At 76.1% G+C, this 15,706-nt stretch carries 5 protein-coding genes and 3 pseudogenes; 1 reads left to right on the top strand and 7 read right to left on the bottom strand.

The features are described 5' to 3' along the window. Together E1291_RS29690 and E1291_RS29685 are read right to left on the bottom strand one after the other, a co-directional pair. Positions 1–466, bottom strand: a pseudogene (locus E1291_RS29690) (hypothetical protein); the annotation flags it as partial. An 84-nt stretch (positions 467–550) separates the two neighbouring features. Next, the gene (locus E1291_RS29685) at positions 551–2,074 is read right to left on the bottom strand and encodes a sulfatase family protein (RefSeq protein WP_207401010.1); all 1,524 of its coding nucleotides are present in this window, start codon (positions 2,072–2,074) and stop codon (positions 551–553) included. Between E1291_RS29685 and E1291_RS45240 the strand changes: the two are divergent. Beyond that, positions 2,010–3,248, top strand: a pseudogene (locus E1291_RS45240) (glycoside hydrolase family 43 protein); the annotation flags it as partial. The gene E1291_RS29685 and the pseudogene E1291_RS45240 overlap by 65 nt on opposite strands. 171 nt (positions 3,249–3,419) lie before the next feature. Here E1291_RS45240 and E1291_RS45235 read toward each other — a convergent pair. The 5 genes and pseudogenes from E1291_RS45235 to E1291_RS29655 form a co-directional block, all read right to left on the bottom strand. After that, a pseudogene (locus tag E1291_RS45235) lies at positions 3,420–4,070 on the bottom strand (beta-ketoacyl synthase N-terminal-like domain-containing protein); the annotation flags it as partial. A 6-nt stretch (positions 4,071–4,076) separates the two neighbouring features. Further along, the gene (gene redH, locus E1291_RS29670; protein ID WP_131741382.1) at positions 4,077–6,839 is read right to left on the bottom strand and encodes an undecylprodigiosin ligase RedH; all 2,763 of its coding nucleotides are present in this window, start codon (positions 6,837–6,839) and stop codon (positions 4,077–4,079) included. Then, positions 6,836–7,891, bottom strand: coding sequence for an SAM-dependent methyltransferase (locus tag E1291_RS29665; protein ID WP_131741381.1), 1,056 nt, complete (start codon positions 7,889–7,891; stop codon positions 6,836–6,838). The genes redH and E1291_RS29665 overlap by 4 nt, the downstream gene beginning before the upstream one ends. Next, entirely contained in the window at positions 7,888–8,796 is a 909-nt protein-coding gene (locus E1291_RS29660) for a thioesterase II family protein (protein WP_131741380.1), read from the bottom strand. The genes E1291_RS29665 and E1291_RS29660 overlap by 4 nt, the downstream gene beginning before the upstream one ends. A gap of 1 nt (position 8,797) precedes the next feature. After that, the coding region (locus tag E1291_RS29655) for a type I polyketide synthase (RefSeq protein WP_131741379.1) at positions 8,798–15,706 on the bottom strand (6,909 nt) is incomplete at its 5' end.

Below are 15,706 nucleotides of genomic sequence, written 5' to 3'. Positions count from 1 at the left end.
CCGCCGGGGGCGGCGGTGCCGGGGGGTTCGGGGCGGCGGGGGCGGGACGGGCCGCCGCCTGGGCGATGGTCGGCGCGCCGGGCGTCCGCGAGGTCGGCGTCTCCGGCGCGGCCGGTGCCTCCCAGGGCTCCGCGCCCGCCGGGCCCTCCTGCGGGGCGGGTCCGGACGGGAGCACGCCGCTCTGCGGGAAGGTCTGCGTGTGCCTCGTCCCGCTGATGTCGATGTCGGCGCGCGTCCGGTCGGAGTCGCCGCCGTCCTCGTCCCGCGGTTCGGGGAGCGCGTCCTCCCGCAGCCCCGGCAGCGGCGTGCCGAAGGGGGGCGGCGGCGCGGGCTCGGGGAGCAGCGACGCCCCGGGTACCGGGGCGTGGTCGTCCAGCCACTGCGGCGGAGGGGGGACCGGCCCCGGCTCCCCGGCTTCGGGACGTCCGGCCTCGTGCTCGTCGTCCGGCTTTCCGGTTGCGGTCAAAGCCGCTCTCCCAGCGTCTGATCAGGGGCACGCCACGCGCGTGCCGTCGGTGCGTGAGCGATGATAACGGCGGCCGGAGCGTCCTCACCGGCTCCGGCTCGCGGACGCGCAGCCCGCGCCCGAGCAGTGGGTCAGCGCGTACAGCAGCGCCGAGAGCTGCCGTCTCCGCTCGTCGGGCAGCCCCGCCGCCGTGTTGGTCAGCTGGTCGGGATCACGGGCGAGGTCGTAGTACTCCCGTTCCCCGCCCGCGTACTCGACGTAGAGCATGTCGCGGGAGCGGAGGGCGTTGTAGGTGGGGGGCGCGCCGGGCGCCGAGTCCTGCCGGTCCGGGTCCTCGGGGGACGGTGCCGGCTTGACGTGCTCGACCAGCGCCGTCTCCCGCCAGCCCGGCGGCCTTCCGCCGCGCAGGAGCGGCACGAGCGAGCGGCCGTCGCTCGCGGCCGCCGCAGGCGCGCCCGCGAGCTCGCGGAACGTCGGCGCCAGGTCGGTGTTCTGGGCCAGGTCGGGGGCCTGCCGGCCGGCCGCGATCCCCGGGCCGGTCACGACGAACGGCACCCGGATGTCGCTGTCGAAGGCGGTCATCTTGCCACCGGCGAGCCGGTGCTCGCCCAGATGGAAGCCGTTGTCGGAGCCGAACACCACGTAGGTGTCGCGTTCGAGGCCGAGCGTGCGCAGCTCCCCGCGCAGCCGGCCGAGCATCTCGTCGACGGCCTGGACCATGCGGGCCCGGTCGCGGAAGCCGTCGTCGATCGCCCGCAGCGCGGGACGGCGCAGCCTCGGGTGCGAGCGCAGCCAGGCCGGCTTGTCGGCGACGTCGGCCTCGTTGAACGAGCGCGGGCGGGGCGCCCGCAGGTTCGGGAACAGCCCGGCGTGCCGGGGCGCGGGGACGAACGGGCCGTGCGGCGCGAACGTCGCGATCTGCAGGAAGAACGGCCGGCCCGAGCCGCCCGCGCGCTGGACGAAGTCGGCGCCCTTCGCGGCGAGCACGTCGGTCAGGTAGTCCTCGGGGCGGTGCCCGTAGGAGACCAGCCGTCCGTTCTCGTTGAGCTTGTAGTCGTACTCGGGGTAGCCGTTGCCGTTGACGTACCACTCGTTCCAGCCCGGCGGGACGTAGGGCCGCGGCCCGCCCCGGGTGTCGCCGGGCAGGTAGCCGTTCAGGTACTTGCCGAGCAGCGCGGTGGTGTAGCCGGCCCGCTGGAGCGCGGGCGCGAAGGACGCCTGCTCCCCGCCGTGCCGCTGGAACACCTCGTAGCCGCCGTCGGGCGGGAAGTTCGTGCGGACGCCGGTGTTGTGCGGGTACCGCCCCGTGAAGATCGTCGCGCGGGAGGTGCAGCACAGCGAGTCCGCCATCAGGAAGTTCTGGAACGTCAGGCCCTCGCTCTGCATGCGCCGTACCTGCGGCATGTGCGCGATCAGGTTCCAGGACAGGTCGTCGGTGAGCACGAACACGATGTTCGGCCGGCGCGCGGGCGGCCCGGCGGCCCCCTTGCCGGGACGGCTGGCACCGTCGCCGGCACCGGCACCATCGCCGGAGACGTCGCCGATGCCCGCGCAGCGGCCGAGGAACGCCGCCGCGAACAGGGCGATGATCAGGATGGACGCCCCCACGGGCCGGCCGGATGGGGGACGTGTGCGCGACGGCCCGTACCGTCCTCGTCGCATCACGCCGCCTCTCCTTGATCAGGGAACCCGGCTTGCAGGGTACCGAGACCGGCGTGCGGTTCGCCGGGCGTGCGGTGGTTCGCGAGGGATGATGATCCTTGGCATCATGCGTGGCGGCGAGGGGAGAGACGTCGTGGACCTGCGACCGACCGGCCCCGCGGGCCCGCTGGCCGCGGGAGCGCTGATCGCGGCGGTGATCGCGCTGGTCATCGAGCCGGCCGCGGGCCGCGCGCCGGACTCGCGGCCGTCCGGCCAGGCCCGGCCCGCCGCGTCCGTCCCGGCCGCGCCGTCCCGCGCGGCGGCCGAGCGGCCGCCCGTCCCGACCCCCGCCGAGACGCCGACGACCGTGCCCGCCCCCGGCTACTCGCCGGTGAGACCGGTGATCGCGTCGTCCTTCGCCGACCCCGCCGTCCTCAAGGCCGGCGCGTCCTACTACGCCTACGGCACCAACGAGGGCGCCGCGAACATGCCCGTCGCGGTCGCGCCGTCGGTGACCGGACCCTGGCGGCGGCAGGCCCCCGACGGGCTGGTGCGGCTGCCGGACTGGGCGACCGGCGGGCGGACCTGGGCGCCCGAGGTCGTGCCGCCCGGCACCGGCAACGGCCGGTACCTGCTGTACTTCACCGCGCGGCACAGGGACCGGGGAAGGCAGTGCGTCGGCGTCGCGGCCGCGCCGTCCCCGGCGGGTCCGTTCATCGCGCTGGAGGGCGACCCGCTGGTGTGCCCGCTGGACCTCGGCGGCGCGATCGACCCGTCCTCCTACGTCGCCGGGGACGGCACGCGGTACCTGCTCTACAAGACCGACGCCCGCCGAACCGCGGCCATCTACCTGGTGCGGCTGAGCCCGGACGGCCTGTACCTCGCCGAGCGGCCGCACAAGATCCTCTCGCGGGGGCGCGGGGACCCGGTGCTGGTCGAGTCCCCGGCCCTCGTGCACAGGGGCGGGAAGTACGTCCTCTTCTACTCCGCCGGGTGGTACTTCAAGACCAACTACCAGACCCGGTACGCGGTCGCGTCCTCGCCGACGGGCCCCTACACCAGGGCGCGGGAGCCGTTGCAGACCACGGGCGGGTACGGCGGGAAGGTGAAGGGGCCGGGCGGGGCCGACGTCGTGACCGACGAGAACGGCGACCACCTGGCCTTCCACGGCCTGCTGGCGTTCCACGGCCGCGGCCGGGTGACCCGCGGGATGTACGTCGCCGCGCTCGGCGGGGACGGCGCCCGGCCCGTCCGGCCCGTCCGGCACGGCGGCCAGGCCCTTGGCGGCGAGCGCGTCGGCGAGCAGGGGGCTCTCCGCGCGCTGTCCGGTCAGCACGAGCGCCGCGTCGCAGAGGTTCGCGCGCAGGCCGTTGACCGCGTGCGCGAGCACCGTGAACGAGGTGGCGTCCGCCGACTCCAGCGTCAGCGTGCGGCCCCGCAGCCCGAACGCGGCGGCGACGCGGGCCGGGATCGTGCTCGCCATCTCGCCGACCCGGTCGTGCGGGGACGCGCCGAGCCGCCGGGTCACCAGCTCCCGCAGTTCCCGCGCGGCGTCGGCCGCGGCGGCGCGGGCGTGCCCGCCGAACAGGGCGGGCACCTCCCGTTCGAGATCGCGCGCGTACCGCGCCGCCTCGATCCGCAGCGCGTTGGCGTACTGGCGGTCGAGCCCGAGACAGGTGCCCGCGATGACGTCGGTCCGGTCGGTGACGAGCGGGCGGCCGGCGTACCCGGCGTCGGTCAGGCAGCGCCGCGCGGCCTCCAGCATCAGCACCTGCATCCGCGTCATCGAGCGCCGCTGCACCGGCGGGATGCCGAAGCGCGCGACGTCGACGTCCAGGTCGCCGAGGCCGCCCGCCGCCGCGCCGGGCGGCGTGTCCTCGCACAGGAGCCTCCAGTAGTCACCGGGCCCGCGCGCGCCGGGGTACAGGCACGCGATGCCGATGATCGCGATGGGTTCGCGCACGGGCCGTCACCTCCCCGCCGCGTCCTCGGCGGCCGCGCCGTGCTCGACGACCTCGACGACGCCCTGGTCGCCGTCCACCATGACCAGGTCCCCCGTCCTGATCGTCTGGGTGGCGTGCTTGGTGTTGACGACCGAGGGGACGCGGAACTCGCGCGACACGATCGAGCTGTGCGACAGCATCGAGCCGATGTCGGTGACGACGGCGCCCGCGATGGCGAACAGCGGCGTCCAGGACGCGTCGGTGAACCGGGTCACCAGCACCTCGCCGACCTGGAACTCGTCGGCCTGCCAGACGAGGTCCTCGATGATGCGGGCCCGTCCGACCACGCGTCCCGCGCTCGCGCCGAGGCCGTCCAGGCGGACGCCTCCGGGGGCCGGCCGGACCGCGCGGGTCACGTCCCACTCGCCCACGAAGCTGAGGGGCGGCTCGGGCTGGCGGGCGTAGGACTGGAACGTCCGCCGGGCCTCCTCCAGCTTGGCGCGGGAGAACACCTCCCGCGCGTCGCGGTCGCCCTCCAGGTAGGCGAGGACGTCCGCGAAGTCGAGGTCGGCGACCTCGTCGAGGGAGCGCAGCACGCCCGCGCCGACGAGGCGGCGGCCGACCTCGTAGACGACCTGGCGCACCAGCCAGATCGAGGTGATCATCGACATCCGGGTGGTCTCGCGCAGCCGGCTGCACGTCTCGTACAGCGACATGACCTTCTCGATCGTCCGGCGCTTGGCCGCCGGGAGCCGCCGCAGCGCGCGGGCCGCCTCCTCCTCGCCCGGGTCGTGGGCGCGGCTGAGGACCTCGTCGATCGAGAAGCCCTCCTCGGCGTAACGCCGGATCATCTGGAAGACGTAGGAGGGGTCGTCGATCCAGCGCGGATGGGTGAGCTCCATCTCCTGGCGCCCCCGGGTCCCGTTCTCCCGCAGGAAGGGCTCCATGTGGGCGTCCCAGAACTCGCGCCCGTCCTCGTCGGCGCGCAGCAGCCCCGGCACGTCCGCGGACGCGCCGCTCCGGACGATCTCCATGACCCGCGGCCGCCGGGCGGCGACCTGGGCGAGCGCCCAGATCTCGCGCGCGGACTCCACCGTCCGCAGGCTCGACATGTCGGTCTTGATCCGGTTCTGCAGGCTGGTGCCGTCCTGCCCGAGCCACGCCCCGCACAGGGCCTCCAGCACCCCGTAGAAGCCGAAGGCGTTCATGTAGTACGGCATGTAGCCGACGTGCATGTCGTGGAAGTAGGCCAGCCGCCGGGCCAGTTCCACGTTCAGCTCGCGGCGCCCGAACCGGGTGAGGTCGAGGCCCCGCGCGCGGTCGAACTCATAGAACCGGGACCGGACCATCCGCCGCGCGCGCTTCTTCATGTTCCGCATCTCGGCGACGGTGCTCCTGAGCCAGTGGCCGGCCGAGAGCACCTCCGGCGCCCCGCGCGGGAAGCGGCCGAACGGGTTGGCGTACGTGGCCAGGTCGACCTCTTCGCTGACGAAGCGGCTCGTGAAGCGGCTCTGGTCCCGCGTCGGGAGGCACTGGCCGAGCATGTAGGCCGTGTAGGAGATGTTCAGGTAGACGTGCCCCTGGAGGTATCCCATGTGCAGGGACAGGTCGCCGGGGTCGCGGACCCCCGTCGACACCGCGCAGCCTCGGTGCACGTTGTGCTGGTAGTACTGAGCGAACGACTGGCCCAGCGGGGACATGACACCGGTGAAGATCTCCCCGATGTCCATGCGGGACCACAGGGTGCCCTGACGGACCGCGTCGGGCTGCGGGTCCAGGTACGGGCTGGTCCGCGCCTCGCGCGCGGGCCCGGTCGTGATCGGCCGGGTCTGGAGCAGGAACGGCGCCCCGTCCCGCACCGCCCACTCGATGTCCTGCTCGGCGCCGTAGTGGTCGCGGACCCGGACGGCCAGCCGGGCCAGCTCGGCCAGCTCGGCGGGCGCCAGGCACGGCGTGTTGCGCGCGGCCGCGTCCACCTTGACGAGCCCGACCGTCCCCGGCTCCACCGGGGCGCACTTGGTGACCTTGTACCGCACCTTCTGGTCGACCACCTCCGGCCCCTCGGGGTCGACGAGGAAGAAGTCGGAGGTGACCTTCCCCGCCACCAGCCCCTCGCCGAGCCCCCAGCAGCCCTCCACCACGAACCGGTCGGCGCGCCCGCTCACCAGGTCCCGGGTGAACAGCACGCCGCCCGCGTCGGCGTGCACCATCTGCTGGACGACCACGGCGATCGACCCGGCGCCCCGCTCGTCCCGGTAGGCGGCGGCCCGGTCGGTCCACAGCGACGCCCAGCACACCTTGACGGCCTCCAGCAGCGCGGCGTCGCCCGCGATGTCGAGGACGGTGTCGTGCTGGCCCGCGAAGGAGTGGGAGGCCGAGTCCTCCGCGGACGCCGACGAGCGCACGGCGACGCGCGGGCGGCCGAGGTCGCCGTAAGCCTCCAGCACGGCGGCGGCGATGGCCTCGGGGACGTCCCCGGCGAGGATCCGCTCGCGCACCTTCGCGGGCTCGGAGCCCGCGGCGTCGGCATCGAGCCCGCTCTCGCGCAGGAACCTCTCGAACAGCCCGGTGGTCAGGCAGAAGGCCGGCGGCACCGGCAGGCCCGCCCGGATCATCTCGTCGAGCCTGGTCGCCTTGCCGCCGAGCAGCCCCGCGGCCGGCGCGTCGCCCGCGCCGAGCACGACGATCTGGTCCTTCGGCGCGGGCGCCGCGGGCGACGTCGCCCGGGCCCGCGTCCCGCGTTCGGCCGTGCTCCTCTTCGCCCCCTTGGCCGGGGTCGGTGCCGTCATGAGATGCGCTCCTCAACGTCGATGCCGGATGCCGTGGCTCGGTTGGTGCCGACGAAGGCGCGGAACTGCTCGCCGGGGATGAGGCGGCGCGCCCGCACGCCGGTGAACCCGGCGTCCTCCATCTGGGCGGCGAGGTCGGCCGCGTGCGGCAGCGGGCCGCCGAAGTCGGCGTACCGGAACCAGAGGTCGAGGACCTCCATGCCGACGTTGCCGCCCCGGCACGGGGCGGTGAGCAGCAGCCGCCCGCCGGGGGCCAGCAGGCTCCGCACCCGCTCCAGCACCTTCGCCCGTTCCTCGACCGGGAAGTAGTAGATGTTGTTGTGCATCGTGGCCAGGTCGAACTGCGGCTGCTCCTCCAGCTCGCGCACGTCGGCGCGGCGGACCTCCACGCGCTCTCGAAGGCCCCAGGCGGCCATGTTGGCGGCGGCGCCCGCGGCCACCTCGTCCTGCAGATCGATCGCCAGGGCGGTCAGCCGCGGGTTCAGCCGGGCGGCGTGCCGGACGTGCGCGCCGCTGCCGCAGCCCACCTCCAGGAGCCGCAGCGGCGCGGTCCGGCTCAGCACCCGGCCGACGGCCTCGGCGACGAAGGGCTCCACCACGCGGGTCGAGCGGGCGATGACCGCGCCGTCCTGGTCCCCCAGCGACAGCCGCCGCCCGTCCGCGGCCATGGCGGGCGCGCCGAGCAGGACCGGCAGGTGGAAGCGCGCGACCTCCTCCAGCGCGGCGGCGACGGCGTCGTTGCCGGGCCGCGCGAGCGCCTTCGCGGTCCGGCTCCGCAGCCGGTAGCGGCCGTCGTCGACGGCCAGCTCGCCGAGCCGGACCCCGACGTCGAGCCAGGCGCGCAGCAGGTGCCTGTCGTCGTGGACGCCCGCCGCCGCGGCCAGGGCGTCCACGTCGCCGGGCCCGGCGGCGAGGCGCCGCAGGACGCCGGAGCCGGAGGCCGCGGCGAGGAACGACGCCCGGTAGACGGGGGTGACGAGGCCGCGGCCGAGCGACAGCAGCAGCGGGATCTGACGGCTTGCGGCCAGCCTGGCCAGGGTCGCGACGTTCATGCCGGAGACCTCCGAGGTTCGAGGGTGTGGACGCGCGGGGCGCCGGCACGGCGGCCGGGGCGGGACCGGCCGCCGTACCGGCCGAGTTCGGCCCGGATCTCCCCGAGCAACCGGGGGCGGTCCGGGCCGGTCAGGTAGAAGTGGCCGCCCGGCAGATGCCGGCGCAGCAGCGAGCCGCCGGTGTACTCGCGCCACTCGTCGACCTGCGCCGGCGTCGCGATGGGGTCGCCGGCCGCCGAGAACGCCGTCATCGGGCAGCGCAGCGGGCGGCGCGGCCGCCAGCGGTAGCCCTCGCAGGCGGCCAGGTCGGCGCGCAGGACCGGCAGCCGCCGCTCGAACAGGACGCCGCCGCCGGGTTCGCCGGCGCCGCCGACCCCGGCGAACCCGCCGAGGTCGCGGACCATGCGCAGCAGCGCCTCGTCGGTCAGCTCCGCGCCGATCCGGGCACCGTAGAAGTGGGGGGCCCTGCTGCCGGACACGAACAGGTGCACGGGCTCGCCGGCGCCGCGGTCGCGCAGCTCGCAGGCCACCTCGTAGGCGAGCAGCGCGCCCATGCTGTGCCCGAACAGCGCGTGGCCGCCGGCGAGCCCCTGGCCGGCGAGCGCCGCGGCGATGTCGGCGGCCAGCGCCCGCAAGTCCCGGCGTGGCCGCTCCCCCAGCCGGAAGCCCCGTCCCGGCAGGAGCACCGGGACGACCTGCACGTGGTCGCCGAGGTGCGCGGCCCAGTCCCGGAAGAGGGACGGGGTCCCGCCCGCGTGCGGGAAGCAGACCAGCCGCACGCGGGCCGCCGGGTCGGCCGTCACCCCGGGGAACCATGGCCCGCCCGGCGCGCGGGACGCCCCGAGCGGGGGCCTGCCGCGCCGCGCCGACGCCCTGTTCGTCAAGGCCGTGTCGGTGGAGGACATGTCAGCCGCCCAGGTGGGCGCGGCCCTCGGCGGACCGGAGCCAGTCGACCGTCCGGGCCATGCCCTCCTCGAAGCCGACCTCGCCCTTGAAGCCGAAGTCCTCGCGGGCCCGGTCGATCGGGAAGGACTGATCGCGTTCCAGCAGGTGGACGGCGTGCCGGGTGAGGACGGGACGCGACCTGACGCGCAGCGCCCCGTAGACCCGCTCGGCGGTGCCCGCCACGCCCGCCGCGAGCGGGCGGGGCAGGCTCATCGACGGCGGCCGCACGCCGAGCCCGGCCGCCAGCGCCTCGATGTACTCCCGCCAGGTCGTCTCCTCGGGGTCGCGCAGGTTGTAGACCCCGCCCGCGGCGGCCTCGGCGCCGCACGCCGCGATCATCCCGTCCACCGCGTTGGCGACGTAGAGGAGGCCCGCCGGGGCCGCCCCCTTGCGGACGTAGACCATCTGCCGCTGCCGGAGCAGGGTCGCGATCTCGACGACGAAGTCCTTGCTGCGCGGCCCGTACACCGACACCGGCCGGATGATCGTGAGGGGCAGCCCGGCGCGCTCGGCGGCCCGCGTCACCGCCCGCTCGCCGAGGAGCTTGCTGCGGTTGTAGGGCAGGCCGACGTCCCTCGGCTCGGTGCCCTCGCCGCACGGGCGCACCGGGTACCCGTACACGTCGGTGGTGCTGACGTGCAGGAACCGCTGGACGGTGCCCGCGCGGTGGGCGGCGTCCACCAGGTTCCGGCAGCCCTGGACGTTGGCCCGCTCGAACTCCTCCCAGGGACCCCAGTCGGCGGACTTGCCCGCGCAGTTGTAGACGTGCCGGACCCCGGCCGTGGCGCGCAGCAGCGCGTCGAGGTCGGTCAGCGAGCCGGTCTCGACCTCGACGGGCAGGTCGGCGAACGCCGACCGGTCGCCGCCCTCGCGGACCAGCACCCGCACCCGGTGGCCGATCTCCACCAGCCTGCGGGTGAGATGCCCGCCGATGAAGCCGGTGGCCCCGGTGACGAGCACGTCCGCCGTGCCGGGGACGGGCGGGACGCCGGAGGGGTCCCACTCCCTGTCACGGGCGGAGAAGGCATCCGGCGCCGCCGTCGCGGGCGCCGCCTCGGGCGGGGCCTGCGGCGCGGAGGCCGGGCGGGTCCGCGGGCCGGTCTCCGGTCGCCGCTCGGCCGGGCGCGGCGCGCCCTCCCGCGGTGTCGTGGTCATGGCGTCCACCAGGAGGTCGAGGGAACGGTCGAGGTCGGCTTCGTGGTGGTCGGCGTTGACGAAGAACCGGAGCCGGCACTTGTCGCGCGGCACCGCCGGGTAGCCGATCGGCATGACGTTCACGCCGCGCTCCAGCAGCGTGCTGGAGATCTCCATGGCCCGGCCCCACTCGCCGACGATGATCGGGATGACGGCGGTCTCGTACGAGACGCCGGTGTCCAGGCCCCGGGCGCGGGCCGCGGCCCGGAAGTGCTCCGACAGCTCGCGCAGCCGCGCGACCCGGCCGGGCTCGTCGCGGATGACGCGGAACGCCTCCAGGGCCGCCGCCGCGTTGGCCGGCGCGATGCCGGTGCTGAAGATGAACAGCGGCGTCGTGTACTTCATGTACTGGATCAGCGGGCGGCGGGCCGCGATGTAGCCGCCGAGGCTCCCGATCGCCTTGCTGAGGGTGCCCATCCAGAGGTCCACGTCGTCCGGGCGGACGCCGAAGTGCTCGCCGACGCCGCGCCCGGTCCGGCCGAGGACGCCGAGCGAGTGCGCCTCGTCCACCATCAGCATCGCCTCGTGCCGCCGCTTCACCTCGATGAAGCGCGGCAGGTCGGGCAGGTCGCCGTCCTGGCTGTAGGCGCCCTCGATCACCACCACGGCCCGGCGGAACCGGCCGCGCAGCGAGCCGAGGATCCGGTCCAGCGCCCGCCAGTCGTTGTGCGGGAAGGGCCGGCGCCGGGCGCCCGACAGGATGCAGCCGCGCACGGTGCTGTCGTGGATCCACTCGTCGTGCAGGACGAGGTCCTCGGGCCCGAAGAGATGCCCGACGGTCGCGACGTTGGTGGCGTGACCGCCCGCGAACACGATGGACGCCTCGGTGCCGAGGAACCCGGCGATCTCCGCCTCCAGCTCGTGGTGCAGCGGGGTCTCGCCGCACAGCAGCGGCGTCGCCGAGCTGGACGTCCCGTACCGGTCGATCGCGGCCTTGGCCGCGGCGAGCAGCCGGGGATGGGCCGACAGGGCGAGGTAGTTGAAGGCCGAGAAGTTCACCATCCGCCGGCCGTTCATGTGGATCACACCGGAGTTGAATCCGTCGTGCACGCGCTCATAGGCGTTGGGGCCGCTGGACTCGATCAGCCGGAGACGCTCGCGCATCTCGGCGTACTCCTCCCAATCCTCGAACCGGCGCTGGACCGCGGGCCCGGCCGGCGGCTCCGGGGCGGGCGCGGCGGGCGGCTCGGCGGACGTCACCGGGCGTGGTGCGGCGGGCGTCACCGGGGGCGGCACGGCCGGCGGTACGGCCGGCGGTACGGCCGGCGGCTCGGCGGGGCGGGGAGCGGGCACCACGGCGTCCCGGGCCCAGGCGTCCCCCGCCCAGGCGGCCGGTTCGGGCTCCGGCTCCGGTGCCGTGTGGACCGGGACGGGCGCGGCCACAGGCGCCGCGTCCGCCCCGCCGAGCGCGGCCACGAGCTGCCCGACCGTGAAGTCCTCGGGCAGGGTGTGGCGCAGTTCCGCGACCCGGCCGGGATACAGCGGGGCGAGATGGCGTTCCAGCTCCCCCTTCATCAGCGAGTCGAAGCCCAGCTCGCTGCTCACGTGGGCCTGGACCGGAATCTGGTCGGCGGGGAACCCGCAGACCCGGGACACGCACTCCAGGACGCGGGCCGTCCGCTCCACGCCCGCGGGATCCGTCCGGGCACCGCCCGGACGCCCGTTGCCGTCGCCCTTCACATCGATCTCCCTTCGCTCCTCCTCAGGGCCGGGCCCGGGGGCTCCCGGCGCGTCCCCGGCCGCCGCGGCCGGGGCTCCGAACCAGTGGGAGCGCCGCTCGAACACCGCGTGCGGCACCGGGACCCGGCGCCGCGCGCGGCCCTCGTCGAGCGCGCCCCAGCGCACGTCCCCGCCCGCGCAGTGGAACCGCCCGGCCGAGCGGAGCAGGGTCTCCCAGTCGTCCCCGCCGCGGCGCAGCGACGGCAGCCACAGGACGCTTCCGGCCTCCTCCGCGAGCCCGGCGCGCGCCAGGCCGACGAGGGTGGGGTGCGGGCCCGCCTCCAGGAAGGCGTCGCAGCCGAGGCGCCGCAGCTCGGCGACGCCGTCGGCGAAGCGGACGCCGCCGAGCAGGTGGTCGGCCCAGTAGCCCGGCTCGGGCCGGCCCATCGCCGCGCCGGTGTGGTCGGAGATCCAGGGGAGCCGCGGCGCCCTGGCCGTGACGGCGCGGGCCGCCTCCCGCAGCGGCCCCGCGGCGGCCGCCATCATCGGCGAGTGGAAGGCGTGCGACACCGCCAGCCTGCGCACGGTGACGTCCCGCGGCGGCAGGTCCCGGGCGAGGCCGCCGATCGCGTCCGCGGGCCCGGACAGCACCAGATGGCCGGGGGCGTTGACCGCGGCCACGGCGACGGACGGCGCCGCCTCCGCGGCGGCGCGGATCAGCTCGTCGTCACCGGCGCAGGCGATCATCGCCCCGGCGCCGGGGAGCTCGTCCATGAGCCGGCCGCGCGTCGCGGCGAGCGTCAGCGCGTCGTCGAGGGAGAGGGCGCCCGCGACGCACGCCGCGGCGAACGCGCCGGCGCTGTGGCCGAGCACGGCGGCGGGGCGCACGCCGAGCGACGCCCACAGCTCCGCGAGCGCGACCTCCAGGGCGACGAGGGCGGGCTGGCAGTACCGGGTGCTCTCCAGCCTGCCGGAGCCGTCCTCCGCGTGGAGCACGTCGCGCAGCGAGCAGCCGATCAGCGGGCGCAGCACCGCGTCGCTCCGCTCGATGGCCGACGCGAACACGGGGCTGTGCTCGTAGAGCGCCCGGCCCATCCCCGGGTACTGCGTGCCCTGGCCGCTGAAGAGGAACGCGACCCGGGGCACGCGGCCCGCGCTCCGCCCGCGCACCACGTCCGTGGACGCCTCGCCCGCGGCGAGCGCCGCGAGCGCGCCGTCCAGGTCCGCCATCGACCGCGCGGTGACGACGGCGCGGTGCGCCAGAGCGGCCCGGCCGGTGCCGGCCGCGTGGCACAGGTCCGCCAGCTCCAGGTCGGGGCTGGCCGCGATGTGCGCCCGGTACCTGCGGGCGAGCGTCGCGAGGGCGGAGGAGGTGTGCGCGGACAGCCGGAGGGCCTGGACCGGCCGCTCCGCCGGGGGCGGCTCCACCGGCGGCCGCTCGGGCGCCCGCTCCACGATGAGGTGGGCGTTGGCGCCGCCGAAGCCGAACGAGCTGACCCCGGCCCGCGCCGGCGCGGCGCCGCGCCGGGCGCGCCCGGTCGGCACGGTCAGCCCGGAGCCCTCCCAGGTGAGGTGGCGGTTCGGGGTGGCGAAGTGCAGTTGCGGCGGCAGTTCCCCGTGCCAGAGGGCCAGCACCGACTTGATCAGCCCGGCGATGCCCGCGGCGGCCTCCAGGTGCCCGATGGCCGCCTTGACCGACCCGACCGGGCAGGGCGCCTCCGGGTCCCGCCCGGCGCCGTACACCGCGGCGAGCGTCTCCCATTCGACCGGGTCGCCGAGGACGGTCCCGGTGCCGTGCGCCTCGACGAAGTCGACGGCGCGGCCGTCGGTGCCCGCCGCCGCGAGGGCCTGCTCGATCACCCGCCGCTGCGCCGACCCCTTGGGCGCGGTGAGGCCGTTGGCGCGGCCCCCGTGCCCGACGGCGCCACCGGTGATCGTCGCGTAGATCCGGTCGCCGTCCGCGAGCGCCCGGGACAGGGGCTTCAGGCACACCAGGCCGGCGCCCTCGCCCCGGACGTAGCCGCTCGCGGCGTCGTCGAAGGTGCGGCACGCGCCGTCCCGGGAGAGCATTCCGCCCCGCGCGAACGCGACCGACAGCGCGGGGCCGACCAGCAGGTTCACGCCGCCGGCGAGCGCGCTGCCGCATTCGCCGGCGCGCAGGCTCCGGCAGGCGGCGTGCACCGCCACGAGCGAGGACGAGCACGCCGTGTCGATCGCCATGCTCGGGCCGCGCAGGTCGAACTGGTAGGACAGCCGGTTGGCGGCCACCGAGAGCGCGGTGCCGGTGGCGGCGTGCACATCGACGGAGCCGAGGTCGGCCATCTGCAGGTCGCCGTAGTCGTGGCTGCTGATGCCGACGAACACGCCGGTGTCGGTTCCCGCGACGCGGTCGGGGGCGATTCCCGCGTCCTCGAAGGTCTCCCAGGCGACCTCCAGGAGCAGCCGCTGCTGCGGGTCCATGCGCGCGGCCTCCCGCGCGGAGATCCCGAAGAACCTCGCGTCGAACCGGTCGATGTGGTCGAGGAACCCGCCGCGCCGGGGCGCCTCGGTGCCCGCGGAGTCCCAGCGGCCGGCGGGGAGGTCCGAGACCGCCTCCCGGCCGTCGAGGAGCAGCCGCCAGTACCCGCCGGGGTCGGGTGCCCCCGGGAAACGGCAGCCGAGCCCGATGACGGCGATCGGCTCCTCGGTTCCGAGGGCGGGACCCATCTCGCCGTCCGGGGTCTCGGCGTCCGGGTTCGCGGCGCGGGCCGCTGGCTCGGGCCGGGACGGCACGGCGGCCGTCACGGCTCCGCTGCCCGTCCCGCCGCCGGTGCCGGTCACCGGCGCGCCGGCATCGCCGAGCCGGTCCGCGACGTCCCGGATGGTGGGGCGTTCGAAGACGGTGGTGGACGAGAGCGCGCGCCCGAGCCAGGCGCCGAGCTCGTCGATGACGGCTACCGCGGACTTGGAGCCGAGCCCCAGGGTCGCGAAGGGCACGGTGGCGTCGATCGACGCGGTGGGCAGGCCGAGTCGCCCGGCGACCCGTTCCACCAGCCATGCCTCGATGTCTGCGGCGCTCCGCCCGGACGCGGCGGGCGCGGCGCCGGCGCCGGCGCCGGCGCCGAGCAGGTCGAGCAGCGTGCCCACCGACGGAGCCGCGAGCACCTCGCCCAAGGGCACGCGCCCGCCGAAGGCGCGTTCCAGCCGCCGTGCGAGGTCCAGGAGCCCGGCGTAGTCCAAGCCCAGGTCGGCGAGGTCACGGTCGTGAAGGTCACGGTCCTGGAGGTCACGGTCGCGGAGATCTTCCTCGCCCAGCGCGGCCCTGATCTCGTCCAGGACGCGCGCGCGGTCCGCCGGGACGGGCTTCGGGTCGCCCGCGTGGCCGGCGGTCTGGGCGACGCTCGCGGCGACGACCGGCAGGCCGAGGGACAGGAACGCCCGCCGGCAGCCCTGCCGCTGGATCTTGCCGCTGGTCGTCCGGCCGACGGTCGCACGCCGCACCAGGACGATCGCGTGCGGCTCGACGTCGTGCTCGCGGGCGACGGCGGCGCGGACGCGCGCGAGCAGGTCCCCCGCGTCGCCGAGCCGGTGGGCGTCCACCTCGTAGACGACCGCCATCTCCTCGGCGCCGTCGACCTCGACGCCGAAGACGGCCCCGCAGCCGGCGCGGACCGCCTCCCCGGCGCCCTCCACGGTGAGCTCGACGTCCTGCGGGTAGTGGTTGCGGCCCTGGATGATCAGGACGTCCTTCAGCCGGCCGGCGACGTGCAGCCGGCCGTCCCGCTCGAAGCCGAGGTCGCCGGTCCGCAGATGGGGGGTCGCGTCGCCGTCCTCGACGCGCGCCTGGAAGGTCTCCCGCGTCGCGTCGGCGTCGCGCCAGTAGCCGCGGGCGACGGCGGGGCCGCTCACCCAGATCTCCCCCACCCGGCCGGGCGGGACGCGCCGCCGGGTGGCGGGGTCCACGACGGCGACGCCGACCCGGTCGGCGGCGGGCCCGCAGCCGACCGTCCGGACCGCGCGGCGGCCCGCGCGGGCGGG

It is taken from the genome of Actinomadura roseirufa, assembly GCF_900659635.1.
In the GTDB taxonomy this organism is placed as follows: Bacteria; Actinomycetota; Actinomycetes; order Streptosporangiales; family Streptosporangiaceae; genus Spirillospora; species Spirillospora roseirufa.
Note: the sequence above shows the minus strand (reverse complement) of the source record. Positions and strands in the feature narration are given on the sequence as shown.